The sequence below is a fragment of the Enhygromyxa salina genome, assembly GCF_002994615.1.
Classification (GTDB): Bacteria; Myxococcota_A; Polyangia; order Nannocystales; family Nannocystaceae; genus Plesiocystis; species Plesiocystis salina_A.
The window spans coordinates 1-26576 of sequence record NZ_PVNK01000114.1 but is presented as its reverse complement, the minus strand read 5'-3'; the positions used below and the strand labels follow the sequence as shown (position 1 = coordinate 26576).

Genomic DNA, 26576 nt, shown 5'->3' with positions numbered 1-26576 from the left:
GGAAGCTTTTTGGGGTCGGGGATCACCTCGTCGGGCGGCGAGGGACGCGACCGAGCCAAGGCCCAACTCGCTCAGCCTGATGGGGCCTCGAGCTCGTTGAGCAGGCGCTCGATTCGGGCGCGGTGCACCGCGTTGTCGGACCTCGGTCGGCTCCGCTCGAGCTCGACCACCAGCTCGAGGGCCTTGCCGTAGCGCTCGGTCGCCGCTGCCCGCTCGCCCCGCTCGGCCGCGACCTCGGCCCAGGAGTCCCAGGCGTTCCAGGACTCGGGGACTCGCTCGACGACGGTCGCAAACACCTGCTCGGCGAGCGCGGGCCTACCGGCGCGCAACAGCACGTAGCCGGCCGCGTTGAGCTGGGACTCGGCGGCGCAGCCCTCGTGGCTGGCGCAGCGCTCCCAGGCCGCGCCCGGTCCGAGCTCGCGGATCCAGCCGAGGACCTCGGCGAGCTCGGGCGGCCCGGGCTCGGCGGGCAGTCGGGTCCAGTTGTCGGGGGTCGGCTCGACCGGCTCGGGTGCTTGGCTCGCCGAGGTCGTCCGCGCGATGAAGCGCCGGACCGTGTCGGCGACCTCCACGTAGCCGGCGCGGACCTTTGGATCGGCGTGCTCGGTGTAGACCGCCCGGAGCACGCCGCCGTGGGCGATGAAGTCGTTGTGCTGAAGCTCGGGCAGGACCACCACGCTTCGATCGGAGCGGGTCAGACCCTCGACGTAGGTGCTTTGTCCGCCCGAGTGGAAGACGAGGGTCGGGACCCGGAGTCGCTCGCGTGCCCCGAGGTAGCGGGCCGGCTCGGGCTCCTCGTACCAGGGCTCGTCGGGGTTGGCGTACTCGATCGTCGAGTCGAGGCTGACGACGCCGAGCACGTCGCGGCCAGCGAGGGCGTAGGCGAGCGCCGCCTGCCCGCCGTAGCTGTGACCGATCACCACGCTGCGATCGGCGTCGACCCCGGGCCAGGCCGCCGCGGCCTCGAACATGCGATCGAGATCGGCGATCGAGGTCGCCGGGTCCCAGTTGATCGCGCTGCTCATTCCGCTCGCGTCCAAGAACGCGCCCGAGACCACGACGAAGCCGTGCGAGGCCAGGTACTCCCAGAGCACGAAATTGTCGGAGAAGCTCCCGCCGAGGCCGGGGTGGGCCAAGACCAGCGCGAAGCGACCCGCGGCCCAGCTCGCGTCGCGGCGGGCCATGGTCGCGAGCTCGGCGAGCGCGTCGGTCGGCTCGCCGTCGAACACCTCGTGGTCGCGGACCTTGCGGACGTGTCGCGCGAGCCGTTCGCGCCAGGCGCCCGCGCCCGGGGCCTCGACCCGGAGGTAGTCGTCGACCCCCATGCCCTGCCCACCTTGGCCGTCGGGCGCGGCGGCGTCGCTGGGGTACCAGACCGACAGCAACAGCGGTCGCTTGGTCGAGGCGCCGGTGCTGGGGTCGAAGAGCGAGCGGGTCGGATCTTCGAACCACTGCTGCCGATAGCCGACCGCGTGCGGGCCTGGCTCGAGCTCCGGGAGCCAGACCGGCGCGGGCGTGGCGGGCTTGGTGGGTGGCATCGCGGTCGGCTCGGGGCTTGGCTGCTCGCGGGGCGCGGGCGTGGGCTCGCTCGCTGGCACCTCCGCCGCGCACCCGAGCCCGGCGAGCGCGAGCGCGAAGCTCAGGACCCATGCAGCCGTTGGGGAGCTCGCAGACTCAGGCGGCCGCCATCCGCTTGCGTTCACACTCGGCATAGTAAAACACAGACACCGTGTAGCGATGCGTCGGAGTGTCAGCGTGAGGGATCCCGGCCCGGTGGAGGATGTTGGAGTGGAAGGCCACCAGGCGACCGGGCCGGGGTGCGACCACGACCTGGGCGTCGCCGCTGTGATCGTAAAAGACCGTCTCCGCCCCCCAGCCGGTCCGCCAGACCGGGTTGGCGTAGTACAAGAAGGTGATCGCCTGGGGGTGCGGGGTGTCGGTGTGGACCGTGCCGCAGGCGTCAGACGCGATCGCGGCCGCGTAGACGTGGCTGAGCGCGACGCTCCGATCACTGAGCGCGAAGGCCTCGCGCATCGAGCTGAACACGGCCTCGGTCGTCGGAAACAAGAAGGGCGCGGCTCGGAACAGCTCCGGGTCCAGGCTCGCGCTGAGCTCGCGATCGAAGGAGGGCCGACGCGTGTAGTCGAGCTGCATCACGACGTTGGCGAAGTTGGTGACCTCTCGATCCGTGAACAGCTCGTCGTAGACCTGGATCAGGCGGTCGCCGATCTGGTGGGTTCGGTTGGGCTCAGGGTTGGTCATGGTCAGCGGGCTCGGTGGTCTTGGCTGGCTCGGGTGGCTCAGACAGCGGGGATACAGATCGGCCGTGGCAGCTTGGGAGCTCGACGATCACGCCCTCGCCGAAGGCATGCTCGGCGCGGACTCGTGGGTCGACGGACGCCTCGTACAGGCGCAGCCCCGAGAGCTCGTCGACGTCGGTCCGCGCGGGCGCGAGCACGGCCTCGAAGGCCTGGCCTCGCTGCCCCGGCCAGCGCCAGCGGACCTCGATCGGCCCGGCCGGGGCGAGCTCGGCGGGGAGGCCGACCCGGAGCACCAGATCTTCGGTCGAGGCGAAGCGACCGAGCAGCTGTCCGGCCTCGACCCAGGCTCCGGGGATCACCTGCTCGCGCACCAGTCGGCCCGAGAAGGGCGCCTCGAGCTGGCCCGCGTGGATCCGGGCCCGCTGGGCCTCGAGCCGAGCGGCCGCGGCCCGACGGGTCGCCTCGGCCCGGTCGAACTCGCGCGTCGAGATGCTGTGGGCCTCGCGGGCCGCGTCGCGGTCTTGCCCGGCGAGGTGCTCGCCGAGCTGCTCGGCGCCGCGAAGCTCGCGAGCGCGCGCGCGCTGCTCGGCCGCGTAGCGCTCGCGGGTGGCCTTGGCCTCGGCGAGCTCGGCCCGCTGGACCGCGAGGGATGCGACATCGTCACCGGCCTCGACCTCGTAGACCGGCTCGCCCTCGAGGTGGAGCTCGGGCCCGCCACCGCGCAGGAGCCCGGTCCGCGGGGCGTGGAGCTCGAGGCTCAGGCGCGGGACGATCACGCCGACCTCCGTGCAGGGATCGACCTCGGTCGCGGAGCCTTCGAGCGACGAGCGCGGGGCCAGGTGTCCGGGCACGCGCGCGTCGTCGACGAGCGCGGGCGCGGCCGAGTCGAGCTCGGCCTCGCAGGCGAGGCCGGCGGCGCAGACCAGCGCGACCAAAGCGGCGCTCGTGCCCTTCATGCCGCGCAGTCCTCTGCGAGCTGAGCCGCGACCAGCCGCGCGTAGTGACCCCCCTTGGCGATCAGCTCCGCGTGGGTGCCTCGCTCGACGCAGCGACCCCGGTCCATCACGACGATCAAGTCCGCGCGGCGAATGGTCGACAGCCGGTGGGCGACGACGACCTGCGAGCAGTCGAGCTGGCGCAGCGACTCGTAGACCTTGGCCTCGGTCGCGGTGTCGAGGGCGCTGGTCGCCTCGTCCATGACCAGCACCCGCGGCCGCGTGACCACCGCCCGGGCGATCGCCAGGCGCTGGGCTTCACCGCCAGACAGCGAGCTCCCGCCCTCGGCGACCTCGGCCTCGAACCCGGCGGGCTCGCTCGCGATCCGGTCGGCGAGGCAGGCGATCTCGGCCGCCCACTCGACCCGATCGCCGGCCTCATCGTCGGCCCCGAACAAGATGTTGCTGCGGAAGCTGCCCTGGATCAGCTGGACGCGCTGGGGCACCACGCCAAACTGACGCCGGAGCTGCTGGGGATGAAAGCTGGTCAGATCCACCCCATCAAACAGGACCCGGCCCTGGCTCGGGTGCAAGAGCCCGAGCAGCAGGTTGATGATCGTGCTCTTGCCCGACCCGGTGCTGCCGACCAGCGCGACGGTCTGGCCCGGGAGGATCTCGAGGTCGAAGCCGTCGACGATCGGCTGCTCCGGGCGGAACCCGAAGCTGACCTGCTCGAAGCGGATCCCCCCGCGGACTCGCCGAGCGGGCGTGGCCCCGGCCTCGGACAGCTCGGCGGGCAGCTCCGACGGCTCCTCGAGCACGTCGTTGATCCGGGCGGCCACGCTGCGGGCGTCGGCCAGCGACTGGACCGCGCCGACCAGCTGTCCGACCGGGGCCATGAACCCGGGCATCAGCGCGCTGGCGGCGAACAGGGCCCCGAGGCTCATGTCGCCCTGGGCCACGCTGGTCCCGGCGAAGCCGAGGATGCAAGCCGGGGTCAGCATCCCGATGCTCGGACGGATCGCGTCGAGCAGGGCCTCGAAGTTGCCCCGGGCGCGGTCGGCTTGGAGCTGCTCGACGAAGGCGCTCGACCAGCGCTGGAGCATCGCCTGCTCCCGGCCCATGGCCTTGGTGCTGTAGACGGTCGCGAGGGCCTCGACCTGGCGGGTCTGACAGACCGCGTCGGCCTCGAGGTAGGTCTCGGTCAGGCGCTCGCGCCGTTTCCAGCTCCAGGCGGTGACCAGGGCCTGGAGCGTGGCCAGGCCGAGCGCGGCGAGGGCCAGCTTCGGGTGCAAGAGCAGCAGCGCGAGCAAGAACGCGGCCGCGGTCGAGGCGTCGAGCACCGTCGCCAGCGCGACCGAGGACAGCGCGTCGCGGACCTCGCGGTGGGCGTTGATCCGCTGGAGCAGGTCACCTTGCGAGCGGGTCAGAAACACCCGGTAGGGCAGGTGCAGGAGGTGGTGCAAGAAGGTCGCCCGCATCGACGATTCAAGCGCGACGTCGACGAGCTTGAGCGTTCGACCCCGGACCAGCATCGCCCAGAAGCGTCCGAACGAGGCCAGGACCAGGGCCGCGGCCAGGACCGAGAGCCCGCCTGTGTCGCGCCAGGGGATCAGATCCTCGACCGCGATCGCCATCGAGATCGGCACACAAAAGGCGATCGCCTGGATGAACAGCGAGCTGACCACCGCGGTCCCGAGCCTTCGCTTTTGCGAGAGCACGCGACCAAAGTGGCGCCGAAGAGGCCGCTCGCGCTCGAGCCGGGGCTCGAAGGTCTCGCCGGCCTCGAGCGTCAGGGCGATGCCCGTGAACGCGCGGCTGACCTCGTCGGCCTCGCACCATCGCACGCCGCGAGCGGGGTCGTAGATCTCGTAGCGGCCCCGCGCGACCCGTCCGAGGACCACGAAGTGGTTGAGCTGCCAGTGGAGGATCGTGCCGGGCGCGAACTCGGCCAGATCCTCGACCTCGGCCTGGTAGCCGCAGGCGATCAGGCCGAGGTCGGAGGCCGTGCGCGCGAGGTGGGCCAGGGTCACGCCGTCGTAGACGTCGCCGACCAGCCGGCGAACCTGGGCGAGGGGCAAGAACAAGCCGTGGTAACCGATCGCCATCGACAACGAGGCGACCCCGCACTCGGAGGCCGAGAGCTGGCGGACCAGCCGGAGTCGACCCGCGCGGCGGGTCGGCAGGATCCGGCCCGAGACGCGCTCGGCGAACACTTCGGAGGCCGCGGTGCTCATGCCCGGGTCCTCCAGCCCATCGCCTCGGTGATCCGCTCGAGCAGCGAGCGCTCGCGGACCAGCGCTCGGACCTCCCCGACCATGCCCTCGAACAGCACGCTCGACTCGGCCTCATCGACGAGCTCGGCCTCGACGACCAGGACCGAGTCGGAGCCCTCGGGCGAGGCCAGCTCGTGGCGCTGGAGGGGATCGGCGATCGAGATGGCCTCGCGGGAGACCGAGCGGACCACGAAGATGTGACGGTGCTCGCCGGCACGCTCGACGACCAGCTCGAGCTTCGTGCCCTCGCCGATGACCCCGAGCGTCGCGTCGGGGAAGCTGGCCACCAGGTAGGGCCGCGAGGCGCCCGGCGACTCCGTCGCGGCGATCGTCGCGACGATGTCCGAGGCCGCCACGATCCCGCCCTCACGGGCACGAACCGAGACCACCTTCCCGGCGGCGGGGCTGCGGAGAGTCAGCGCAGCCTGACGATCCCGAAGATCTGCCAGCGCGACCCGGGCGTCACCGACCTCGCTGCGCAGGGCCTCGTTGAGCGGGCTGCGTAGCATCGCCGTCAGGGCCTCGTCGTAGCGACGTCGCGCGCGGCGGAGCTCCCCCTCGGTCTCGGGGTCGTCGAGGCGGACGAGCGCCTGGCCGGCCGCGACCGTGTCGCCGGGCGCGATCGCCATCGCGGCGATGCCCCCGGCAGCTTCACTGCGCAGGTAGACCGTGCCCGGCACCCGCACGACCCCGCGACCGGAGACCCGCTCGGGGCTCGGGATCACCAGCGCGAGGGCCCCCGACAACACCAGCAGACCCAAGCTCATGATCGGGCCCTTGAACCACGCCCGTTCGCGCCGGCTGGGTGTGCCCCGAGCCCAACCTGCGTGGTTGAGCTCGGCCAGGGCTTCTGGTCGCAAGTCCACGTCGACACATTGTCTGGTGCCGCGAAAATCTGACGGATACAGCGACAAAAAAAAGTTCGTCAGATTCTCTCGGATGCGCACAAAGGGAGTGAGTGCTCGACCCCCTGTCGAGCAGGACAAAAGGAAAACAATCATGAAGACCATCAAGGAACTCCGCATCTCCGATCTCCAGCAAGTCCGTGGCGCCGCCGATCTCATCGGCGGTCGCGAGGAGTACAGCAAGAACTGCGAGGACGGCGACTGCAAGAGCAGCGAGATCGGCAAGCAGGCCACTCCGAAGGCCGCGAGCGCCACGCTCTGAACCTGCTCAGGGGGTCGGTGTCCGACGCCGACCCCCTCTTTCGTTCGGCCCAGTAACACGCGCACGAGCGGTTCGCATCCTTGAGGAGATTTCGAGTGAACGCAGCTTTGCAGACCGACGCCGCCGCCTCGACGGGTCGCCCGCTGGCGGAGCTCAGCGCCGTGCGCCACTTGCTCGACGACCCCCGGACCCGAGTCGTGCGGCGGCCGATCGACGCCAACTGGCTGTACGAGATCCGCCGCGCCAAGACCTCAGCCGGCTGGAACCCCTTTCGTGCCGAGATCTACGTCGCCGACAACTCTTTGGTTGGTCAGTGGCTCGACGATCCAAGCGTCGATCTGCGCGCGCTCAACGAGAACGATCTGTTCTTGCCCGAGCTCGCGTTCGTGCTCCACGATCATCTTCATATTTGGGCGACCCAGACAATTGCTGAGCTCCGGCCCGAGCTCGGGTTCGGCCGCGGAGCCCTCGACCCGGACCGGCTCGAGGATCATGCCTTCGCAATGGTCGTGACCGAGGCGGTCGCAACCGTGGGCCTCGACTACTGGGATCTGTGCTGCCGCAGCCTCGGCGCCGAGCTCGACATCGGCAGCGCCTTCGCCCGCTTGACCGTCTCGTACCAGGCCGCCCTCGAGCGCGAGTACCAACGCTTCTGCCCGGACTTCACGGCTCAGACCCCAGACTTCTTTGGCATCATCGCACGGTTCTATTGCACCGGAATCTTCCCCGGCTTCGGGGTCGAGGCCTTGCGCCGGAGCCCGGTGACCCACCAGTGGCTGCGTCACGAGCTGCTCTACGGCGGCGCCCAGCGGCGCTACTCGAGGCAGTGGCTGCAGCACCTCGCCGGGGTCCAGCGCTACGACGACGCCGCCCTCGACGCTGCGATCGAGCTCCCGGACTGGGGCGACGCGCTCCTCGACGAGCTCGGCGCGCGCTTGTGGGCCAAGGTCAAGCGCGGTGATGCCTGCCAGCCCGCGCTCGACTGGAGCGCCGAGCAGGCCTGGCGAGCCCCGCAGGCGGGGCCGATCGACTTTCGCTTCACGAGCCTCGCTGGCTTCGAAGATCTCGACGACGCGATCGAGCGCCGCGGAGTCGTCGAGGCCTCGCGCCCGCAGTGGCGCGAGCAGCTCCTGCGCAGCCGTCGATTCCCGCTCGGCGAGCCCGACGCGATCGCGGCCATGAACCGACTGATCGTCAGCGATGAGCCTGCGCTCGTCGCCTGGGCTACCAAGCAGCTGCCCGCTTACGGCGGCCCGAAGCTCGATCCCCTCGACATGTTCTTCCTCAAGTAGAGCCGCCATGACCACCGATGACCCCCGCACGCTGCAGTGGCGTCCGGCCTGCCCCTGGGCCACGCCCGTGCCGCTGACCGCCGCCGACTTCGAACCGCTCGACGAGGACCACCGCGACTGGTGCCTGCGCACGGATCTCGCCGCGCTCGCGGCCTTCGGCGTGGCCGGCTTCGACGACGGCGATCTGAGCGTCGGCTTCGCCGACTTCCAGCTGCCCGCCCGCTACCCCGTGGCCCTGCGACTGGGCTCGGGTCGGGCCGTGTTTCACCGGGGCAAGTACATCAAGGGCGTCGGTCGAACCCAGCTCGCCGCCAACTGGGCCGACGCCAGCGACGTGCTCCACAGCTCGGGCCACATGTACCCGAGCGGGGCGATCCGCGAGTACCTGGTCTCGCGCTACCTCGAGGCCCGGGGCCAGGGCGAGGTGATCGTGCCCTGCGAAGGCGTCGCCTTTCGGCCCCTGCCCGCGACCTTCGGGGCCGCCTTGCGCGCCCACGCCAAGCGTGCGGGCGTGCGCCTGGCCCCGGCCGACGCCCGGATGCAGGCGCTGACCTTCAAGCCCGGAGGCTTCGCGCGCTGGTCCAACTTCGTGTGGTTCGCGACTCACGGCTTTGGCGACCTCGACGAGGTCATTCGCATGGGCCTCGCCCTCCGCCACTTCGCCGATCCCAGCGCCACCGTCGATCCGGACGCGTGCACGCCCTCGGCGATCGTCGCCAGCCTCGACGCCGCGGTCGCGCAGACCCGCCGCAACTTCGGCCGCTTCTTTGACGCGGGGATCTACTGGGGCTCGTTCACCAACAACGCCACGCTGGACGGCCGCTTCCTCGACCTCGAGCTGCCGACCTTGCTGGCCGAGCCGATGGTCGTGGCCCTCGCGCCTCACCAAAAGCGCACGGGTCTGTCGGTCTGCACCGCGCCGATCTACCAGTGGTTCGGCGCCGAGCTCGTCGACGCAGCCGCCGCCCTCGCGGCCTGCGTCGCCCGGCTGCGGCAGCGCCTGGGCGAGCTGAGCGAGCGCTGCGTCCACCCGAGCGCGGCCAGCTTCTGTCGAGCGATCGCCGAGGGTCTGGCCGAGACCTTCGGGCCCGAGCACTGGATCCACGATCGTCAGCAGTGGCGCCGCGACCTCCTCGACCGCTACGAGGGCCTGCCTGGCTGCCCCTACGACCCCGAGCCTCTCGTCGACGCGCTGGTCGGCGACGCCCCCGTGCAGATCGCCCTGCGCCGCGTCGAGCTCGGGCTCGTCGATCCCGAGCCGGCGATCGCTGTCGCGACCTTCGTGACCGACGAGGCCCCCACGCCCGAGGACTCCGACGGCGTTCGGACCCTGCTCAACAACTTGGTCGCCGAGCTCGATCAGTGCACCGAGGTCGACGAGCTGCTCCGCGGGCTCGAGCGCGCGAGCGAGCGGATCCGGGCCAAGGTTCAGCCCCGGCCCGGGCCCGAGCGGCGAGCGGCGTCGTGATCGGCTTCGGGGATCCTCGCCGCGTTCACGAGCTCCTGGCCCTGCGCTCGCGCAGCTTCGCCGCGCGGATCGACAACGAGGCGGCGGGCGGTCGCTCGCTCGAGCTCGGGCGCGCCTTCGCCTTCGACTGGCGACGCTACCGGCAGGTCCATGACTTTGGTGACGAGGCCCTGCGACGGCTGCCCGAGCTGCTCGAGTGGTTCACGAGCGGGCCGGCTCCGGTGATCGAGACCTACTGCGGGCCCGGGCTCGCGACCGCCGCCGAGGGCTTGATCGTCCTGGGCTACCAACCCTTCCACGCCCAGGCCGTGTTCGCGGCTTCACTCGAGACCCCCGCGCCCGCGCCCACGCTCGCGAGCGACTCGCCGACCCTCGAGCTCAGCACCGATCCCGAGGACTTCGGCCGGCTCGGGGCGCAGATGTGGCACCAGGGCGACCCCGAGCGGGCCGCGGCCCTCGCCCGTCAGCACGCCGGGCCGAGCTGGCGGTGCGTGACCGCCCGCGAGGGAGGGCGGCCGGTCGCCGGGGCCAGCTTGTTCCTCGATGGCCTCTTCGCCTTTCACGCCAACGCCCTGACCCTGCCCGCGTTTCAAGGTCGAGGTCTGCACGGCCAGCTGCTCCGGGCGCACCTCGACATCGCCCGGGCGCAGGGCAAGCGGTGGTTCGTCGCGGACACCCAGGTCGGGTCCGGGAGCGGTAGGAACCTCGAGCGGGCCGGGCTGCGCTGCGTGGCCACCTGCCTGAGTTGGCAGCCGCGCTCGCCAGCCACGGACGGCTGAGCGGCGCTGGACCCTGTTCGACGAGCGGAGGCCAGGGTGCCGTGGTCATCAGCAGGCTTGGGCCGTGCGACGCGATGCCGGCCCCTGACGCCCAACACCGGCGGCTTTGTTTTTTACTCGTTCCGAGACCGTAGTCTCGGGCACCGAGCACCTCGCTGGGGCCCAGCACGACGCCGACCCACAACCTTGGGCGGCCTGAGTCACGCACAACTTCCGGGCCTGGCTCAGGGCAGGTCCTTGGTCACCTACCAGCTCCGGTGGTCGCCCCCTGGGTCCGGTCTCCGAGTAGCGCCAGGGCCGCGAGGGCGGCCTCGTCCCCAGAGAAGCGATCGATGTCGCAGTCCTTGTTCATGACCCCCGGAACCTGGCCGTAGTAATTGTTGCTGCCGCCGGCGCTCCACTGCCAAAAGGTCCACGGCCAGTCGGCCCCGACCGGCATCGGCGCGGGCTCAGGCTTGGACTTGGACCAGGTCACCACCCACAAGAGTTCATCGATAAAATCCGCGCAGCCCCCCAGCTGTGACCGCCAGACTTTGGGGCCGGTGTAGAGCATGCCTGGGCGCCCGAGCTCATGTTGGATCGTATCGAGGAAGCCTCGGATCCACTTTGCGTTGTCCGCCGGGCTGCAATTGTTGGATTTCTCGTAGTCGAGGACCGGAGGCAAGCAGCCCTCGCGGCAGTCGCCTACTTTTTTTAGCACCTCGCAAAACCACTGCGCCTCGGCGACCCCCGCCGCGCGCCCGCAGCCGCGCTTGCTGTGGTCGGGGCGCGCGAAGTGGTACGCGCCGCGGTAGAGGCCGCCGCGCTTGCGCGGGTCGAGGGCCACGAGCTTCGCCCAATTGTCCCGGAAGGTCGGATCGACGTAGCCACCGCCTCTGCTCTTGGCCCCTTCGGTCGCCTTGGCAAAGACGAAGCGAAACCCTCCGTCGGAGACCGCGGAGAAGTCGGTGTTGGGTTGATATTGGGCGATATCCAGGCCCTGAATCCAATCGCCCATGGGTACAGATATGCTAGCAGCCCGTGGTGCAATGCATCGTGTCGCCTCGCGCCGGAATTTTCGCCGAGGGCGCGAAGCCAAAACGCCGCTGTACCGGGCGTACTGCAAGTTTTGGCGACAAAGCCCTCGGCGAAAAGGCCAAGCGAGGCGGCGCGAGGCATTGCACCCCGGGATGCTAGCATGAGACCTCATATCGACGCAGACGCAGAGACCCTGAAAGTTCCGCGCCCTCGCTCTCCCCGCCGGTCGGGACTAGGACTAGGACTAGGACTAGGACTAGGGCTAAGAGCCCGTGGGCCCGAGCCCCGGCAAAGCCGAGACCCGGCCCCGAAGCCGCGGCCGCCCGCCATCCCCTGCGGGATCGCTAAACACCCACAGCACGCGGTCCCCAACCACCGCCGCCCGAGGGAACCCCCAATCACGCGCGGCCCCAACCTCGGCAACTTCGAACGCATCGCCGAGGCGACCGTCCGCGCCGAGGCGCCGCGTCAGCAGCCGCGCGCGACCGGGGACCCCGTCCTCGAGTTCGAACCACGAGATCAACGCGCCGCCATCGGGCGTCGCGGTCAGGTCGATACGCCCAGCCGGAAAGCCAAGATCGAAGCGCGCCGGTCGACCAAAGCCCGCCTCCGGGCTCCCGCTCGCGACCCGCGCGACGCTGCGATCGTCAGCCCCCGTGAACCACGCGACGTGAGCCCGATCGCGCGCGGAGGCGACCGCCGGGCCGTTGACCGGACACCCGGCGATCTTCCAGCCATCCTCGGCCACCCGCCGCGGCGCGAGGCCGGGACCCGCGACGAAGATGTCGCGAATCTCAGACTCACTCCGATCCCGATACGCCGCAAACGCCTGGTCTCCGACCACGCCGACCCCGATCTTGCAGCACTCGCAGGTCCGCCCATCGAGAAGCTCCGAGGGTCCGACCTGGTGGCCCTCGTCGTCGATCAGCACGCTGCGAAGCGCCATCGTCCCTTGCCCCTCGGCTCCGTGGCCATGACCGAGGTCGCGACCGTCGAGCCAGAACATCCGCAGACCCGCCGGGGTTGCGACGAACCCGGTGAAGCCCGACTCGCGCCCGGTCCGGACCTCGTCGGGGCTCCACGCGGGCGCGAAGCTGCCGTCGTCGAGCTGCGCGGCCACGCGCAAGCCGTAGCCGACCGCGGGATCGTCGGTGTGGTGCTCGGGCCAGGCCACGACCACGCGCCCTGCCGCGGTCTCGCCGACCGCCGGGACATCGGCCCAGTTGATGAGCAAGCGCGGGTTCGACTCGACCGCCTGGGGCTCGCTCCACTCGTTGTCGGCCAGCGCGCTCGCCTGAGGGAGGCCCGCCAGCATCAGCGTGGGCGCGCCCGCCTGACTCATCCACACGAGATGAAGCTCGTCCGCGCCGATCGCCAGACCGGGGGATGAGCTGCCCCCCGCGTCCGGAAGCTCGAACGCGCGCACACCAGGCAGCGGCCGCGCGGGCGCCAATTCCATGACAGGATCTGTCGCCGCGCCCCCAGCTCGAGCTTGCTCCTGGCGATCTTGCGTCGACCGAGATTCGCAACCAATCAACGACGCGAACGCAAGCGAAACGAAGGCGGAGGTAGGGAGGTGAGGAGACACCGTCGGAGTTTACCCACCGCAGCTCTCGCAACCGTCGCCGTGTTCGAGGCGGCGCGAGGGATTGCAGCCCGGGCTGCTAGCCCTGAATCAAGCGCTGCGCGCTCGACTCAGGCCTTCTAGTCCTCGAGGGGCCTTTCGAAAAGGCCCCTCGCTGCGGCGGCAAAGCCCCCTCCGCTCACCCCAAACGCTCGCCTTGCGGCTCGTACTAGCCCTAAATCATTCAGCTTTTTAAATTCAGCGCTTGATTTAGGGCTAGCAGCCCGGGCTGCAATGCATCGTGTCGCCTCGCGCCGGAATTTTCGCCGAGGGCGCGAAGCCAAAACGCCGCTGTACCGGGCGTACTGCAAGTTTTGGCGACAAAGCCATCGGCGAAAAGGCCAAGCGAGGCGGCGCGAGGCATTGCACCCCGGGCTGCTAGTTGTGACGCACGACGCGCCCGCCCATACTAAAGCAGATGGCGGAGTGTGGACTTCGTAGCGGTGTTGCTGCGGTGGCGCTGAGCGCGTGTGTGAGCGCGTGCATCATCGGCGCAAACCCCGACTACGACGAGATCGCGAGCGAGGCCGGGAGCGGGAGCGAGGCAGACAGCACGGCCGGCACCACCAACGCGGACGCGAGCGGCACCGACGAGACCGGCCCGCGCGAGACGGACACGAGCGACACGGACACGACCGACACGGACACGAGCGACGACACGGACACGAGCGACACCACCGACACGACGGACGACACGGGCATCGAGACCGAGACGATCGAGTTCGCGCCGCAGCTCGTCGTCTGCCGCGGCGACGCGGACCTCTCGCCCAACGCGTGCTTGAACTACGCCGGCACCAACCACGTGGCGATCGAGCTCGACGGCGGACCGGAGGCCGACCAGCAGCTCGTGACCTGCCTGAAGTTCCCGATCGAGCCCGAATTCGAGGATCTGCCCGCGACTCGGGTGTTCCTCGATCTCCACACCACGCCCGACCCCTTCGCCGAGTCGGACGCGTCGGGGGAGATCTGGAAGGTCGAACCATTCGGCGTCATCTCCCTCGAGCAAGGGCTGCCGGCCAAGCTCGGGCCCGAACCAGCGGCGGCCGAGCTCGGCCCGGTCCTCAGCGACGAGCCCGTGACATGGGAGCTGCCCGTCTCGGTCATGGATCTCGGTCCCGGCAAGACCGTCCGTCTGTGCGTGTTCCCTCGGTCGAGCGACGGCACCTTCTACTGGGCTAAAAACGGCGAGGTCCCGCCGGCCCTGCGCGTCGAGTACGAGCTGCAGTAGTGATCAGCTCGGCTCGAGACCCGGGGCCTGAACGAAGCCTCGCACGATGTCGGTGACCGAGATGATGCCCGCCAGCATCAGCTGCTCGTCGACCACGAGCAGGCGATGGACGCCCTTGGACACCATCATCCGCCCAGCTTCGACGATGCTGTCGCTCGGCCCGATGCTCAGCACGGTCGGCGTCATGACCTCGCGCACCGTGCCCTCGCGCCGGACGCTGGGATCGCCGAACTCGTCGGCGTAGCCGGACTCGAGCGAGTAGTAGTGGGCGTTGCCGAGCTCTCCGCCGCGCTCGCGGTCGGGATCGACGATGTCGGAGGCGCTGACCACCCCGATGACCTCACCGCCGTCGTCGACGACGGGCGCCCCGCTGACGCGCTTTTGGGCCAGCAGCCGGGCCGCGGTCTCGAGGCTGGTGTCCGGGCCGACAGCGAACACCTTGTTCGTCATCACCTCCGAGACCAAGGGAAACACGGGGATGGACATGGACGCAGTTTAGGGCGGTCTGCGTCGTGTCTACGCGAAAAGGGTGCGCCCGCGAAACGCGTGGTTGCGCGGGCGTATCCACGCGCTCTCGCTCAGGCCGAGGTGCTCGGAAACTCGTCGGCGAGCGAACGGACCATGGCTTCGAGCGCGACGAGCTGATCGTGGCGGTAGCAGGGCAGCCCCGGGGGCGCAAGCCGCGGAGAGTCGGTGACGATCGCCACGACGTGCTCGAAGCCGCGACCACGGCACAGCATCGGCCGACCCTCGCGGTGGACCTCGACCGAGCGCAGGCCCTCGTACTTGAAGCCCTCGACGAGGACCAGGTCGAGGTCGAGCTCCGGGGGCAGGCGCAAGAGCAGCTCGGCGAAGCTCGCGGGCCGCTCGGGCTGCTCGAGGGTCGCGGTCAGATCCGGCGAGGCCATGACGACCACGGCGGCTCCGGCGGCCCGAAAGCGATCGCTGTCCTTGCCGGGCTTGTCGAGGTCGAAGTGGCGACCGTGCTTGATGACCCCGACCTTCAGATCGGCGGACAGCGCCGCGATCAAGCGGGCGAGCACCGTGGTCTTTCCGCTGCCCGACGAGCCGATGAAGGCCAGGACTGGCGGCGGCGCCCGGCGAGGCGCAGGCCGCCGCAGCGCGAGCTCGACGACCGATCCCGCGGGCAGCGGCTCGTCGCCGGCCGGGACCACGAGCGACGCGTTGGCCCGCAACCTCGGCGCGATCCGAGCCGAGCTGTTGGCCTCCTGAGCGTCGACCCGGAGCCGCCCGGCCGCCTCGCTGGCGTGGACCTCGAGCACCGTCGCGCGGACGCGATCGCGCGCGAGCGGGACGCTCACGACCGCGCCGCGGACTTCATCCGCGAGCCGGCGCCCCTGCATCTGCGCCAGGGCCGGGCCGACGAGCTGACCGAACACGACCTTCGCGGCGCCCGGGTTGCCGGGCAGCACGAACACCGGGAGCGCGTCGAGCCAGCCGAAGCCCGTCGGCTTGCCCGGCTTGACCCGGACGCGTGAGAACTCCCAGCGCAGCCCGAGCGAGTCGAGCACGGGCGCGACCCGATCACGATCGCCGACCGACGCGCCGCCGATCGTGATCAGCAGGTCGGGCGCGCTCGCGCGAGCTTCCTCGACGGTCCGCCGCAGCGCGTCGAGCTCGTCGGCCGCAGGTCCGAAGCAGCGGGGCTCGGCGCCGAAGCGGCGGCAGCAAGCCGCGATCGTCGGTCCGGCGATGTCGACCACCCGACCGGGCGCCGCGTCGACGACGGGGACCAGCTCATCGCCACAGGTCACGATTGCGACCCGCGGCCGACGGCTGACCGAGACCGGGTCGCAGCCAAAGCTCGCCAGGGCCATGACCACGTCCGGATCGATGACGACGCCCGCGTCGACGAGCAGCGCGTCGGCCTCGACGTCCTCGCCGCGCCGCCGAATGTTGTTGCCCCGCTCGACCGGCGCCGAGACCAGGACCAGGTCGCCCTCGCGCCCGACCTCTTCTTGCCGAACCACGCAGTCCACCCCGGCTGGGATCGGCGCGCCAGTGAAGATCCTGACCGCCTGACCGGCCGCGAGCGCCGTCGTCCAAGGGTGGCCGGGCGCGGCGACGCCGACCACCGCGAGCGAGATCGGCTCGGCCTGCGTCGCCCCCCTCACGTCGGCCTCGCGGACAGCGTAGCCGTCCATCGCCGAGTGGTCGTGAACCGGCAGCGGCCAGCGGCTGCGCAGCGGAGCCCGGAGCACGCGGCCGAGCGCGTCGGCCAGCGCGACCTGCTCGACGTCGATCGTGGTCATCGTCGCTTGCCAACGACGCTTGGCCTCGTCGAGCTCGACCATGGTCTTGTCCGGAGGTGGAGACACGGTCGCCCAGGTAATCGGATTTTTGCCGCTTCGTCGAGTTGCAGGGTCGCTGCAGGATTTAAAAATCAAAGGAGGCCCAATTGGACCTCCTTCGCTGGCTCGAACGACGAGTGAACCGTTGAATCCAGCTGGGCTACTGGGCCAACTTGCGGACCTTCTTGGCCAGCTCTTCCTGAACGGCCGGCTTGTCCTTGAGGTCGGGGTTGGGGGCCATCGCCGCGTTGAGCCCGACGGACGCGCCACCTTCGACGATGACCTTCTTGATCCGCTCGTTGTCGACGCTGGATTGCCAGGTCGGATCTTTGAAGGAGCGAGGCTTGACCTCGAGCGCTGCCGCCCCAGGCCCGTTGCCGCTGCCATCAGCGCCGTGGCAGGTGACGCAACGCTCCTGCCAAACCTTTTCGGCTTCGGCGACGGCCGCGGCGTTGGCGTCGCTACCCTTGTCACCACCACAAGCAGTGGTCAGGCCGACGAACACGAAACAAAGTGCGAGGGTGCGGGACATGGGCGGAGTCTAGGGGCAGCAGAAAAAGCGAAAAGAGCCAGGTGGGCGCAAGCTTTGCGGCAAGTTTCACGTAAAATGCGCAGCAACTGAGAGTATGGGCCGGTCGCTTGGGCTGAGGTGAACTCCAGATCAGGGCAACGCTCGGACCAGCGCGCGGCAGCTCGCGGGGTCGACCTTTGCCGTCCCCGTCGAGGAGGCTTCGGGCCCCTGCGCGACCCCAGCCTCGTCCACGGTCCAGCGGCCCGCGAGCGCGAGCAAGGTCGGCGACGGCGACTCGGCCCCGGCTTCGGGCAACCTCGCCACAGGCAGCAGCGCCAGCTCCCCCTCACAGTCGAAGGGCCCGAGCGCCCACGGCGGACCGACCCGGGTGTGATCCACGGTCGAGGGTCGTCCGTGCCAGGTCTCGGCAAAGGTGAGCCGCTCGCCGTCGATCCAGCCGACGTAGACCTGAACCGGGATCTCGCTCTCGTGCCCGCGGACTTGCGCGAACACCACGGGCCCGAGCACGTCGCGCAGCCCCCACAGCTCACACAGCTCGAGCTCGGCCCCGCAGGCCTCCGGGGCCGGACCGAGGCCGAGGCGCGCGGGCTCACGGTCCTCGCCCTCCCCCTCGCCCTCGCGCAGAAGCTCGCGGACGACGAGCTGACCGTCGTCAGCACGCTCGAGCGCGAGCCCGCAGACCAGCTCGCCCGCGGCTTGGTCGCGCAGGGCATCGCTGGGCTCGAGCAGCGCGACGGCCCGGGCTGAGCCCTGCCCGCACGCGAGCATCCGCGCCGACTCCGTCGAGCTCGAGTCCGGCGCGACCTCGCGCTGCTCGCCGCTCGGCCCCGCCACGCACGCGCCGCCCCCAAGCACCGCGAGCACGAGGGCAGCTCGCAGCCCGTGCCGCTCGTCGCTCATGAAGGCTGACCCCGAGTCGACCTGGGTCGGGTCTTCAAGGAAGGGTGGACTGGATCTCGACCCGCAGCGGCGCGCCCTGGCCGGCGCGGGCCTCGGTCTGCGGTGGGACCGTGGAGATCCGCCAGATCTGATCGCCGTCCGCGTTCTTGCCGACCACACCGTTGGGGGCAAGACCGACGATCGCCCCCTCGCCTCCGCTGCAAGCAGCGAACTCCTCGACGGGGATCGGGCCCACGTGGAGCTCGCGGTAGGGCAGCGTCGACGAGTCGTTGATCTTGTAGGTCACCGCGAGCCGGTAGACGTCGTTGACGTCGAGCAGCGTCTGCTCGATCGAGCTGACCTCGCAGTCGGGAATGTCGGTGAAGTCGCTGCACAGGCGGGACTCCCAATCGCTGAACACGGGCGCCCCGTCGGGCCCATCCTTTTTGTAGGTCGACTGGCGCGAGAGATAGAAGTCCACGAGGCAGGCCTCGTAGTTCACGGTCGCCACGACCTCGACGGTCCCGTCGAAGATCTCCACGGCGCCGTTGACCGGCTCGAGCTCGATACGGACGGTGCCGAAATTCTCCGGCTCCTCCTCCGCGCAACTCGCCAGCGTGGCCAGGCTGATCAAACCCGCCGTCAGGAAACCAAGGGATCGACAGGCGCCGAGGACAGTCTTCATGCCGGGCATTTGTCGGCGAGTGTGGCAGAGGGCACACGGATCGAGCAAGCGAGGGCGCGGCCTTTCGGCGCCGCCAACCATGCCCGAGGACGGCGTGCACGAGCCGACACCGTGAATGAAAAAACGCATCCAGATGGCCACAGGCAGGGTTCTGTGGCACTTTTGCGACACCGGAGATGTGACAGGCATCACCGGGACACGAGGTCCGCACGTGTATGCTTTCCCCCGATCGGCGCACATCACGCCATTGCAGACATGCTCGAAGAGACCTCCACATCTGTCACTGGGGCCAGCTCGGGTGCCCGTGTACGCCGCAGTGCTCCCCGGGCGCGCCCTCACCAGCGCTGGCGGTGTGAGCCGGTGACCGTCGGCGGCCCCCTCGACGCGGCGATCGAGCGCTCGCAGTCGTGGTGTCGGACCTGGTGGTCGCGGTTCCACCAGCCGCAGCCCTGGCTCGCGGCGATCCCCGACGTCGGGCCGAGCTGCGAAGTCCTGCTCGCCGACGCGCTGTTTCACGACCTCGAGCCCGGCGAGCGCGAGGGCCTGCTCGCGTGGGTCCGCAGCCAGCAGCACGAAGACGGCAGCTGGCGCGACATGCAGGGCGAGCCCGAGCTCTCGCTGACCTGCCTCGGCTACTGGGCGCGCGTCCAAGCCGGCGACGACCCCGAGAGCGAGGATCTCGTCAAGGCCCTGCGCGTCATCCACGAGCTCGGCGGCGCCAGGCGGGCCAACCTCTGCGTGCGCCTGTGGCTGGCGATGGCCGGGACGGTCGAGTGGGACTGGGTCCCGGCGGTGCCCTCGGAGCTCTACCTCCTGCCCGAGTTCGCCCCGCTCTCGCCCGCGAGGCTCTCGCCCTGGGCCCGGCAGATGGTCACCGCGCTGCACCTGCTCGCCGCCGGTCCCGCCCACATCCACGTTCACGACGCCGCCGAGCTGCTGCTCTACAACCGCCACGACGAGCCGATCCCGCCGCGTCTGACGACGCCGGGGCTGGCCGGCGACCTCCTCCAGGCCTTCGACACCTCGATCAGGCTGGCCCACAAGCTCCCCCGCGGCGCCGTGCGTCGGCGCGCGCTGACCCGGGCGCGACGCTGGATCGAGGACAGCCAGCAGGCTCACGGCGGGTGGTTCTCGGCCCGGCCGACGATCTACAGCCTCCTGGCCCTGCGTGTGTCCGGGGTCCGCAGCGATGATCCGCGCATGCGCCGGGGCCTCGACTACCTCCGCCGCGCGCGGGGCATCGTCGCGGTCGAGGGCAGCGAGCCGGTCCTGACCCTGGCTCAGGGCTTGACCGGGCATCCCCTGGCCGAGCTCGCGAGCCTCGGCGGCGCCGCCGGACGCGAGCCCGGCGAGGCCGTCGCGGGTGTCCACGAGCGCCTCCTGGCCGCCGAGATCGCCCGCCCCGGCCCGTGGCAGCGCCGCGCCGACGCCCCGAGCGGCGGCTGGTCCGTCGAGGCCGACGCCGAAGCCCACCTCGATCTGCGCACGACCTGCTCGGTCCTCCACGCCTTTCGTGGGACCCGCACCAGCGCGACGCGGGCGAGCCTCCGCCGCGCGGCCGAGGTCATGCTCGCGATGCAGGAGCCCGATGGATCCTTCGCCCGCTTCGAGCGAGGCGAGGCCGACGTGCCCCTCTCGCACCTGCCCTGGCGCGACGCCGACCAGCTCAACCTTGGCGCGCCCGAGGACGAGGGCCGCGTCGTCCTCACCGCCATCGTCCTGCGCGAGCTCGCGGTGCTCGGCTGGCGTCGTGAGGATGATCGCATCGCGCGTGCCTGCGCGTGGCTCGAGCAGGCCCACGCCGAGCGCGGCCACCTGTGGTCGGTCGCAACCGTGGCCGAGGTCGTGCGCGCGAGCGCGGCCCAGTGCGTCCCGGACCACCCGCTGCGCACGGCCTGCGAGCAGCTCCTGCGGAGCCGGCAGCGAGAAGACGGCAGCTTCGGCGACGAGCTGTCGACCGCCCGAGCGCTCATCGCAATGATCGCCTGCGGCGAGCCCTGCGTGCAGGCCCAGCGAGCCGCCCGCCATCTGGTTGCCCGGGTTGGGCTCCTGGCCCGCGAGACCCTCGCCGACGCCCCCAGCCTGCCCGACACCGAACTCCCCGGCTACGGGCTGTCCCCTCGCCTGCGCGATCCGAGCGCGGGCGTCCGTGACATCCACACGGCGCTGCTGAGCTTTCGTCGCGAGGTCGGCGAGCTCGCGCCGAGTCCAAGCGAGTCGCCAGCATGAGCTCCACATCCGTCGAAGATCGCTATGACGTCATCATCGTCGGGGCCGGCCTCGCCGGCTGCGCGGCGGCCCAGGCCCTCGCGCGCGCCGACCCCCAGCACCGTCGCTCGATCCTCGTGGTCGATCTCCACCGCGGCGTGTCGCCGCGCTTCTCGGGCGAGTTCATCCACCCCCGCGGCGCCGAGGTCCTCGACGAGCTCGGCTTCTACGGCCGCCTGATCAGCGCCGGGGCCGTCGACGTCGACGGCTTCGTCGTGATGGAGAACGCCGAGCACGACGCCCCCGTGGTCCTCGACTACGCGGCGATCCCCGGCGAGCGCTCGCGCGGGATCTCGGTCCACCACAAGACCCTGGTCAGGGTCCTGCGCCGGACGATCTGCGAGCGCGAGCAGGTGACCCTGCGCGAAGGCTGGCGAGTCACCGATCTCCTCCGCCAGGGCGCAGGCCAGAGCACCGGCCAGAGCACCGGCCAGAGCAGCGGAGCGATCACCGGGGTGGTCCTGCGCGACCGCGAGGGCGTCGAGCACCGCGTGAGCTGCGATCTCGTCATCGGGGCCGACGGCAAGGCCAGCAGCGTGCGCAAGCTGGCCGGGATCCCCGACCGCCGCGAGACCCTCGGGTTCACGGCCGGGATCGAGGTCACCGACGCCAGGCTGTCACAGCCGCTCCACGCCAACGTGATCCTCGGCGGGCCGGGGCCGATGCTCTGCTACCCGATCACCCGCGGGGCCGAGGGGCTCAGCTTTCGCCTGACCTTCGACCTGCCCCACGCGCTCCCGGCCAAGGGTCGCGAGCTGTCGGACTACCTGATCGACGCCTTCGTGCCCTACCTGCCCGGCCCGCTCGCCGACCAAGTCGCCGCCGCCCTCGCCGAGCGCCGCGGCCAGCTCGAGCTGGCGCCAACCTTCAACCTTCCGGCCCCGCCCGCGACCGCCCCGGGCCTGGCCCTGGTCGGCGACGCCGCCGGATGCTCACACCCGATCACCGCCAGCGGCATGACGATGGGTCTGCTCGACGCCAAATACCTCGCGCGCGAGGCCCGGCGCCGCGCGGGCGCCCGCGTCGGCACCCCGTGGCTCGACGACCGCAGCCTCCGTCGCTACCGGCTCGAGCACGACCGCTACGTCCCGACTCGCCAGGCCCTGGCCGACTCGATCTTCGAGGCCTTTCGCGGCGAAGGTGAGGGAGCGCGCGGAATTCGGCGGGCTCTGTTCAGCTATTGGCGCAGTGGTGAACGCCAGCGAGTCCGCTCGCTCGCGCTGCTCGCTTGCGCCGAGCGCCGGCCCCGGATCTTCCTCGCGGAGTACCTCAAGACGGCACACCACGTGCTTCACTCCAGCCTGGCGCCACGTCACGCGAGCCACTACCCGGTCAGTGACCGCCTCCGTCAGGTCCACGGCGCCGTCGGCCTCGCCGGGACCAAGGTCGGCGTCGTCGCCCAGGTCGCCTGGTCCCAGCTGCGGGTGTTCTAGGCTGCGCGAAACGCGAAGCGCGGCTGAAGTACGCTCGGATCCTCTCGGAAGAGAGACTGTTGGGGAGGTCATGGCAGCTACTCTCAGATCCACTTCGTTGACACGCCGGACAGGCGCCCCTAGGCTGCGCAAGTGAGCCAGATCCGGGTGCTCGTGGTCGATGACGACCCCTGGATTCTCCGCATGGTCTCCTCGAGCCTGGAGAAGAAAGGTACGTACGCGGTCGAGACGGCCCGCGATGGCCAGCAGGCGTTCTACAAGGCGCAGGCTCAGCGGCCTGACATGATCATCAGCGACGTGATGATGCCGGTCATGGATGGGTGGGCGCTGGTCCAGCAGCTGCGCGCCGATCCTGAGCTCGCCGACATCCCCGTGCTGTTCCTGACCGCGCTGGGCAAGGATGAAGACCGGCTCCGCGCGCTCGGGCTCAAGCCCGACGACTACGTGTCCAAGCCCTTTCGCTTCGACGACCTCGAGCGCCGCGTGCTCAAGGCCCTCGCCACGCGCAACAACAAGAGCGAAGAACCCTCTCGCGCCGGCGGCCCTCCCGGGGGCGGTGGCTACGCGCCGCCCCAGCGGCAGGGCTTCGATCAGCGCGGCTTCGGAGCCGCGCCCGGATCCCAGCCCCACCGCCAGGGCCAAGGCTTTCACCCCGGGGGCTTTGGCCCGCAGCCAAGCGGCTTCCCTCAGCAGGGTGGCTACAACCCGGGCGGCTTCTCACAACAGCCGGGCGGCTTTCCTCAGCAGCCGCCGCAACAGCCTCCGGGCGGCTTCCCGCAGCAGCCCCAGCACGGCGGCGGCTACGGTCCCCCAAGTCAGTATCCCGCCCAGCAGCCAGGGCCAGGGCCAGGGCCGAGCGGCTTCCCTCAGCAAGGCGGCTACGGCCCCCCCGGTCAGTATCCCGCCCAGCACCAGCAGCAGCCCCACCAGCCCCTACCGCAGCAACCGCCTCCGGGGCCCGGCGGGTACCCCCAGCAGGGGCAGCAGGGCTACGACCCGGGCGCGGGCTACGGTCCGCCCGGGGGTCAGCAAGCTCCGACCCCGCAGCAGCCGCCGCCGCCCCCCGCACCCGAGCCCGAGCCCGAGCAAGCGGCGCCGGCCGCGGTCGATCCTAGCGCCTCCGGTTCGTTCTCCGGGGGCATCCGACGCACGGGCTTGTCTGGACGGCTCGAGCAGCTGGGCCTGTCGAGCCTGCTCGTCATGATGGAGATGGAGCGCAAGGACGGCGTGCTCCAGCTTCAAAACGCCACCGACAAGAACGTCGGCCGCATCTTCATCCGCAAGGGCCAGGTCATCCAGGCCCGCATCGACAAGGGCGAGGGCCCGCGCAAGGGCGCCGAGTCGGTCTACTACATGCTGACCTGGGCCAAGGGCCGCTTCCACTTCACCGCGATGGACGTCGACATGGAGGACGAGGTCCAGACCTCCACGACCAGCCTGCTCATGGAGGGCGCGCGGCTGATCGACGAGGCCAATCGCTGAGCTCGCCCCGGAGCCAGCGCCAGGAGCCGGACCATGGGCGAGGGCCCCGAGAACCTCGGCGAGATCGTGGTCAAGGACGACCGCGAGCTGACCATGGCCGAGCTCAAGGCCGCGGCCGAGCGCGAGCTCGACGACGGCGACGAGACCCCCCCAGCCCACGAGTTGGTCCGCACGGCCCGACCCCGCGAGCGTGACGACGAGCTCCTCGACGATCCGCCCGCGACCAAGGTCCACCTCGGACGCTTCGCTGGCTGGCACGCGGTCCGCAAGCTCCGCTGGATCATCACCGCGTCGCTCGGCCTCGCGCTCACGATCGGGATCATCGTGTTTGTCCACAACACCCGCGAGCTTCGCCATCAGCGGCTCCACCCCCTGCCCGAGGTCGAGGCCACGATCGCGCCAGGGACCCCCCGCGACATGACCATCTCCGAGGGCAACATGCGCGTGGGCCTGTCACGCGAGGCGCCCGCGATCAACCTCCTCCACCTGCCCGACCGCGACATCACCCTCGCGCGCGGAGCCGAGAAGGCCCAGTTCAAGGTCGAGGTCCGCGACGGCGAGACGGTGGAGATCAAGGTCCTGACCGGCGAGATCGTCGAGACCCTGACCAAGCCCGACGCCCGGCCGCTGCTGGACTAGCAGCCCGGGGTGCAATGCCTCGCGCCGCCTCGCTTGGCCTTTTCGCCGATGGCTTTGTCGCCAAAACTTGCAGTACGCCCGGTACAGCGGCGTTTTGGCTTCGCGCCCTCGGCGAAAATTCCGGCGCGAGGCGACACGATGCATTGCACCCCGGGCTGCTAGAGCGGTGGCGGCGGTCAGCGCGGGCTTGTTGCTGTGTCGGGTGCCCGCCCGGCTGCCGGTCGTGATCGAGTTCCTCCTCGTCCACCCTGGCGGGCCCTTCTTCGCCAACAAGGACGCTGGCGCGTGGTCGATCCCCAAGGGCTTGGTCGAGCCCGGCGAGCAGCCGCTGGCCACCGCGCAGCGTGAGTTCGTCGAGGAGACCGGCTTCCCCCTCCCGCCGGGTCCCTACCTCGCGCTCGGGGAGATCGTGCAAAAGGGCGGCAAGCGTGTGCTCGGCTTCGCCGCGCTCGGGGACGCCAACCCCAGCGCGCTGGTCAGCAACACCTTCGAGCTCGAGTGGCCCCCACGCTCGGGTCGGCGCGCGCAGTTCCCCGAGGTCGACCGCGCGCAGTGGCTCGAGCCCGCCGCGGCCCAGGCCAAGATCAACGCCGCTCAGATCCCCCTGCTCGAGCGCGCCTCGACCCTGCTCACCGCCGCCGCGCGCAGCTGAAGAGCGTCGACATCGGCGACGACCGGGGTTACCGTGGCCGCTGGGTATGAGCGAACGCAGCCACGATGATGACGCTGAGGTCGAGGCCAGCGAGGGCCCCGCGACCCCTGCCGAGGGGGCGACCCTCGCGGAGCTGCTCGAGGCCCCGGTCTCGCGCGGCGAGCAGCACGGGTCGAGCTCCGAGCCCGCGAACCTCGTCGGCGAGTGCATCGAGGCCAAGCACCCGACCCTCCAGGGCCGGGTCCGGGTCCGCTTCGCGATCCGCGGCCAGGACCACGAGCGCTGGGTCCCGACGCTCCAGGGCCTGCCCGTGCGCGTGGCCGATCGCGTCTTGATGGTCCGGCCCGACAACCTCGCCGAGTGGATCGTCACCGGCGTCGTCGACGGCTTCGCGACCCGTCCGCGGCACGACAAGCAAGAGGCCGCCCGCGTCGAGCTCCAACGCGACGAGGCCGTCAACGTGATCTCGAGCCAGGGCCAGCCGCTCGTCGAGATCTCCCAGGGTCAGGGCGGCCCGGTCGTCAGGGTGCTCGAGCCCGACGTGCGGGTCGAGTTCGCGGGCAAGCTCGCGTTCGCGGCCGAGGACATCGAGTTCGAGGCGACCAAGGGCGAGGTCGCGCTCAAGGCCAGCGCCGACGTCGTCGTCAAGGGCGAGACGATCCGGTTGAACTAGTGAGCCGATTGGCGAGCCGATTGGCGAGCGCGGTGGAATGCAGGAGCCAGGTCGGGGCGTAGTCAGGCCGCCATGCGCCGACTGAGCCTTCCGACCGTCTCTTGCCTGTCCCTCCTGACCACGGTCATCTGCGCCAGCCCGCTCGCCTGCGACGTCTCGAGCGACGAGGCCCAAGCGACCGAGGCCACCTCACCCGTCGAGGTCACGGCCGACGAGACGGCGCGCGCCGAGCCGGCTCCCGTCGCCGCTCCCGTCGCCGCTCCCGTCACGGCTCCCGTCGCCGTGGCGCCGATCGTCAGCGACCAGCCTGTCTTGGCCAGCTCGACACCGCTCGCCGCGAGCTCAGCACCGAGCGCGCCGCGAGCCGTCGAGCCCGCGCTCGAGCGCAGGACTCGGGCGCCCGACAGCCTCCGCAGCCCGAGCCTGCTGCCCGACGGCACCCCCGAGGCCCACATCGCCGCCTTCACCAACTTGCCGCTCGCCAAGCGCGACAAGGCCCCGGTCGGCGGCGTCGGAGCCACGGGGATCCACCTCGACGAGCTCGAGGTCGGCAAGGGCTGGGCGTCGAGCCGCTGCGAGGAGCTCGGCACGCAGTTCGTCGCCAGCGTCGACCAGCGGGTCAACGTCTGCTTCCGCGTGGTCCATCCGCGCGAACACGAGACCGTGATCCTCGAGTGGTCGCGGGCCGGGAAGCTTCGCCAGCAGATCGAGCTGAACGTCAAGGCGACCCACGCCTACCTGACCCGAGCCTGGATGCCGGTCTCCTCGGGCCGCGCGGGGGACTGGACGGCGACGGTCAAGAGCGCGGATGGGTCGGTGCTCGGGCAGGTCGCGTTTGAGATCTCGGGCTAGCCCTGAATCAAGCGCTGCGCGCTCGACTCAGGCCTTCTAATCTTCAAGGGGCCTTTCGAAAAGGCCCCTCGCTGCGGCGGCAAAGCCCCCTCCGCTCACCCCAAACGCTCGCCTTGCGGCTC

General features: G+C 70.7%; 24 protein-coding genes. 12 read left to right on the top strand and 12 right to left on the bottom strand.

Annotated features, from left to right (window positions below):
- Window positions 1-71: 71 nt before the first annotated feature.
- The 5 genes from ENSA5_RS11035 to ENSA5_RS11015 are packed head-to-tail and all read right to left on the bottom strand — an operon-like array spanning window position 72 to window position 6338.
- Window positions 72-1703, bottom strand: coding sequence for an alpha/beta hydrolase family protein (locus ENSA5_RS11035; protein ID WP_181197633.1), 1632 nt, complete (start codon window positions 1701-1703; stop codon window positions 72-74).
- The gene (locus ENSA5_RS11030) at window positions 1675-2262 is read right to left on the bottom strand and encodes a 2OG-Fe(II) oxygenase (protein WP_106391601.1); all 588 of its coding nucleotides are present in this window, start codon (window positions 2260-2262) and stop codon (window positions 1675-1677) included. Before ENSA5_RS11030 ends, ENSA5_RS11035 begins: the two co-directional genes overlap by 29 nt.
- Window positions 2249-3217: an efflux RND transporter periplasmic adaptor subunit gene (locus tag ENSA5_RS35830; protein ID WP_146155566.1), complete on the bottom strand. Its 969-nt coding sequence runs from the start codon at window positions 3215-3217 to the stop codon at window positions 2249-2251. Before ENSA5_RS35830 ends, ENSA5_RS11030 begins: the two co-directional genes overlap by 14 nt.
- Complete coding sequence (locus ENSA5_RS11020; protein ID WP_106391600.1) at window positions 3214-5433, bottom strand: peptidase domain-containing ABC transporter; 2220 nt, start codon at window positions 5431-5433, stop codon at window positions 3214-3216. Before ENSA5_RS11020 ends, ENSA5_RS35830 begins: the two co-directional genes overlap by 4 nt.
- Window positions 5430-6338 (bottom strand): efflux RND transporter periplasmic adaptor subunit, encoded by a 909-nt coding sequence (locus ENSA5_RS11015; protein WP_106391599.1) that lies wholly within the window; start codon window positions 6336-6338, stop codon window positions 5430-5432. The genes ENSA5_RS11020 and ENSA5_RS11015 overlap by 4 nt, the downstream gene beginning before the upstream one ends.
- A 133-nt stretch (window positions 6339-6471) precedes the next feature.
- On the opposite strand from ENSA5_RS11015, the gene ENSA5_RS37455 reads away from it, so the two are divergent.
- The 4 genes from ENSA5_RS37455 (at window position 6472) to ENSA5_RS37445 (ending at window position 10178) form a co-directional block, all read left to right on the top strand.
- Window positions 6472-6639, top strand: a complete 168-nt coding sequence (locus ENSA5_RS37455) for a hypothetical protein (RefSeq protein WP_181197632.1) — start codon at window positions 6472-6474, stop codon at window positions 6637-6639.
- A gap of 95 nt (window positions 6640-6734) precedes the next feature.
- On the top strand, window positions 6735-7931 hold the full coding sequence (locus tag ENSA5_RS11010) for a hypothetical protein (protein WP_146155564.1): 1197 nt from the start codon (window positions 6735-6737) through the stop codon (window positions 7929-7931).
- Between the two features lie 7 nt (window positions 7932-7938).
- The gene (locus ENSA5_RS37450) at window positions 7939-9399 is read left to right on the top strand and encodes a hypothetical protein (RefSeq protein WP_106391597.1); all 1461 of its coding nucleotides are present in this window, start codon (window positions 7939-7941) and stop codon (window positions 9397-9399) included.
- Window positions 9396-10178, top strand: a complete 783-nt coding sequence (locus tag ENSA5_RS37445) for a GNAT family N-acetyltransferase (protein WP_181197631.1) — start codon at window positions 9396-9398, stop codon at window positions 10176-10178. The genes ENSA5_RS37450 and ENSA5_RS37445 overlap by 4 nt, the downstream gene beginning before the upstream one ends.
- Before the next feature lie 241 nt (window positions 10179-10419).
- Here ENSA5_RS37445 and ENSA5_RS10995 read toward each other — a convergent pair whose 3' ends face one another.
- Window positions 10420-11175 carry a glycoside hydrolase family 25 protein gene (locus ENSA5_RS10995; RefSeq protein WP_181197630.1) on the bottom strand — a complete coding sequence of 252 codons (756 nt, stop codon included), beginning with the start codon at window positions 11173-11175 and terminating at the stop codon, window positions 10420-10422.
- A gap of 282 nt (window positions 11176-11457) precedes the next feature.
- The gene (locus tag ENSA5_RS10990; protein ID WP_106391594.1) at window positions 11458-12654 is read right to left on the bottom strand and encodes a hypothetical protein; all 1197 of its coding nucleotides are present in this window, start codon (window positions 12652-12654) and stop codon (window positions 11458-11460) included.
- A 637-nt stretch (window positions 12655-13291) separates the two neighbouring features.
- Here ENSA5_RS10990 and ENSA5_RS10985 point away from each other — a divergent pair.
- Entirely contained in the window at window positions 13292-14047 is a 756-nt protein-coding gene (locus ENSA5_RS10985) for a hypothetical protein (protein WP_146155562.1), read from the top strand.
- Window positions 14048-14050: 3 nt separating this feature from the next.
- Here ENSA5_RS10985 and ENSA5_RS10980 read toward each other — a convergent pair whose 3' ends face one another.
- The 5 genes from ENSA5_RS10980 to ENSA5_RS37440 all read right to left on the bottom strand — a co-directional run bounded on the left by ENSA5_RS10980 (window position 14051) and on the right by ENSA5_RS37440 (window position 18455).
- On the bottom strand, window positions 14051-14533 hold the full coding sequence (locus ENSA5_RS10980; RefSeq protein ID WP_106391592.1) for a CBS domain-containing protein: 483 nt from the start codon (window positions 14531-14533) through the stop codon (window positions 14051-14053).
- 92 nt (window positions 14534-14625) lie between these two features.
- Window positions 14626-16386 (bottom strand): molybdopterin-guanine dinucleotide biosynthesis protein B, encoded by a 1761-nt coding sequence (gene mobB / locus ENSA5_RS10975; protein ID WP_146155561.1) that lies wholly within the window; start codon window positions 16384-16386, stop codon window positions 14626-14628.
- A 133-nt stretch (window positions 16387-16519) separates the two neighbouring features.
- Entirely contained in the window at window positions 16520-16891 is a 372-nt protein-coding gene (locus ENSA5_RS10970; RefSeq protein WP_106391590.1) for a c-type cytochrome, read from the bottom strand.
- Window positions 16892-17020: 129 nt separating this feature from the next.
- On the bottom strand, window positions 17021-17791 hold the full coding sequence (locus tag ENSA5_RS10965; protein WP_106391589.1) for a hypothetical protein: 771 nt from the start codon (window positions 17789-17791) through the stop codon (window positions 17021-17023).
- Window positions 17792-17825: 34 nt separating this feature from the next.
- Window positions 17826-18455: a hypothetical protein gene (locus tag ENSA5_RS37440; protein ID WP_181197629.1), complete on the bottom strand. Its 630-nt coding sequence runs from the start codon at window positions 18453-18455 to the stop codon at window positions 17826-17828.
- 360 nt (window positions 18456-18815) lie between these two features.
- On the opposite strand from ENSA5_RS37440, the gene ENSA5_RS37435 reads away from it, so the two are divergent.
- From ENSA5_RS37435 to ENSA5_RS10930, 7 genes are all read left to right on the top strand, one after another.
- Window positions 18816-20684, top strand: a complete 1869-nt coding sequence (locus ENSA5_RS37435) for a prenyltransferase/squalene oxidase repeat-containing protein (RefSeq protein ID WP_181197628.1) — start codon at window positions 18816-18818, stop codon at window positions 20682-20684.
- A complete protein-coding gene (locus tag ENSA5_RS10955; RefSeq protein ID WP_106391587.1) occupies window positions 20681-22156 on the top strand; it encodes an FAD-dependent monooxygenase in 1476 nt (491 codons plus the stop codon). Before ENSA5_RS37435 ends, ENSA5_RS10955 begins: the two co-directional genes overlap by 4 nt.
- A 132-nt stretch (window positions 22157-22288) precedes the next feature.
- Complete coding sequence (locus ENSA5_RS10950; protein WP_106391586.1) at window positions 22289-23638, top strand: response regulator; 1350 nt, start codon at window positions 22289-22291, stop codon at window positions 23636-23638.
- 33 nt (window positions 23639-23671) lie between these two features.
- Window positions 23672-24277: a hypothetical protein gene (locus tag ENSA5_RS10945; RefSeq protein ID WP_106391585.1), complete on the top strand. Its 606-nt coding sequence runs from the start codon at window positions 23672-23674 to the stop codon at window positions 24275-24277.
- A 166-nt stretch (window positions 24278-24443) separates the two neighbouring features.
- Window positions 24444-24929: an NUDIX hydrolase gene (locus tag ENSA5_RS10940; protein WP_106391584.1), complete on the top strand. Its 486-nt coding sequence runs from the start codon at window positions 24444-24446 to the stop codon at window positions 24927-24929.
- A 46-nt stretch (window positions 24930-24975) separates the two neighbouring features.
- Window positions 24976-25602, top strand: coding sequence for a hypothetical protein (locus ENSA5_RS10935; protein ID WP_106391583.1), 627 nt, complete (start codon window positions 24976-24978; stop codon window positions 25600-25602).
- A 72-nt stretch (window positions 25603-25674) separates the two neighbouring features.
- Complete coding sequence (locus ENSA5_RS10930) at window positions 25675-26454, top strand: DUF2914 domain-containing protein (RefSeq protein WP_106391582.1); 780 nt, start codon at window positions 25675-25677, stop codon at window positions 26452-26454.
- Window positions 26455-26576: the final 122 nt, after the last annotated feature.

Excerpts from the sequence above, each read along its gene's own strand:
- ENSA5_RS11030 (WP_106391601.1), bottom strand. The coding sequence starts at position 2,262 with ATGACCAACCCTGAGCCCAACCGAACCCACCAGATCGGCGACCGCCTG.
- ENSA5_RS35830 (WP_146155566.1), bottom strand. The coding sequence starts at position 3,217 with ATGAAGGGCACGAGCGCCGCTTTGGTCGCGCTGGTCTGCGCCGCCGGC.
- ENSA5_RS11020 (WP_106391600.1), bottom strand. The coding sequence starts at position 5,433 with ATGAGCACCGCGGCCTCCGAAGTGTTCGCCGAGCGCGTCTCGGGCCGG.
- ENSA5_RS37455 (WP_181197632.1), top strand. The coding sequence starts at position 6,472 with ATGAAGACCATCAAGGAACTCCGCATCTCCGATCTCCAGCAAGTCCGT.
- ENSA5_RS37450 (WP_106391597.1), top strand. The coding sequence starts at position 7,939 with ATGACCACCGATGACCCCCGCACGCTGCAGTGGCGTCCGGCCTGCCCC.
- ENSA5_RS10995 (WP_181197630.1), bottom strand. The coding sequence starts at position 11,175 with ATGGGCGATTGGATTCAGGGCCTGGATATCGCCCAATATCAACCCAAC.
- ENSA5_RS10990 (WP_106391594.1), bottom strand. The coding sequence starts at position 12,654 with ATGGAATTGGCGCCCGCGCGGCCGCTGCCTGGTGTGCGCGCGTTCGAG.
- ENSA5_RS10980 (WP_106391592.1), bottom strand. The coding sequence starts at position 14,533 with ATGTCCATCCCCGTGTTTCCCTTGGTCTCGGAGGTGATGACGAACAAG.
- ENSA5_RS10970 (WP_106391590.1), bottom strand. The coding sequence starts at position 16,891 with ATGTCCCGCACCCTCGCACTTTGTTTCGTGTTCGTCGGCCTGACCACT.
- ENSA5_RS10965 (WP_106391589.1), bottom strand. The coding sequence starts at position 17,791 with ATGAGCGACGAGCGGCACGGGCTGCGAGCTGCCCTCGTGCTCGCGGTG.
- ENSA5_RS37440 (WP_181197629.1), bottom strand. The coding sequence starts at position 18,455 with ATGAAGACTGTCCTCGGCGCCTGTCGATCCCTTGGTTTCCTGACGGCG.
- ENSA5_RS10955 (WP_106391587.1), top strand. The coding sequence starts at position 20,681 with ATGAGCTCCACATCCGTCGAAGATCGCTATGACGTCATCATCGTCGGG.
- ENSA5_RS10945 (WP_106391585.1), top strand. The coding sequence starts at position 23,672 with ATGGGCGAGGGCCCCGAGAACCTCGGCGAGATCGTGGTCAAGGACGAC.
- ENSA5_RS10935 (WP_106391583.1), top strand. The coding sequence starts at position 24,976 with ATGAGCGAACGCAGCCACGATGATGACGCTGAGGTCGAGGCCAGCGAG.
- ENSA5_RS10930 (WP_106391582.1), top strand. The coding sequence starts at position 25,675 with ATGCGCCGACTGAGCCTTCCGACCGTCTCTTGCCTGTCCCTCCTGACC.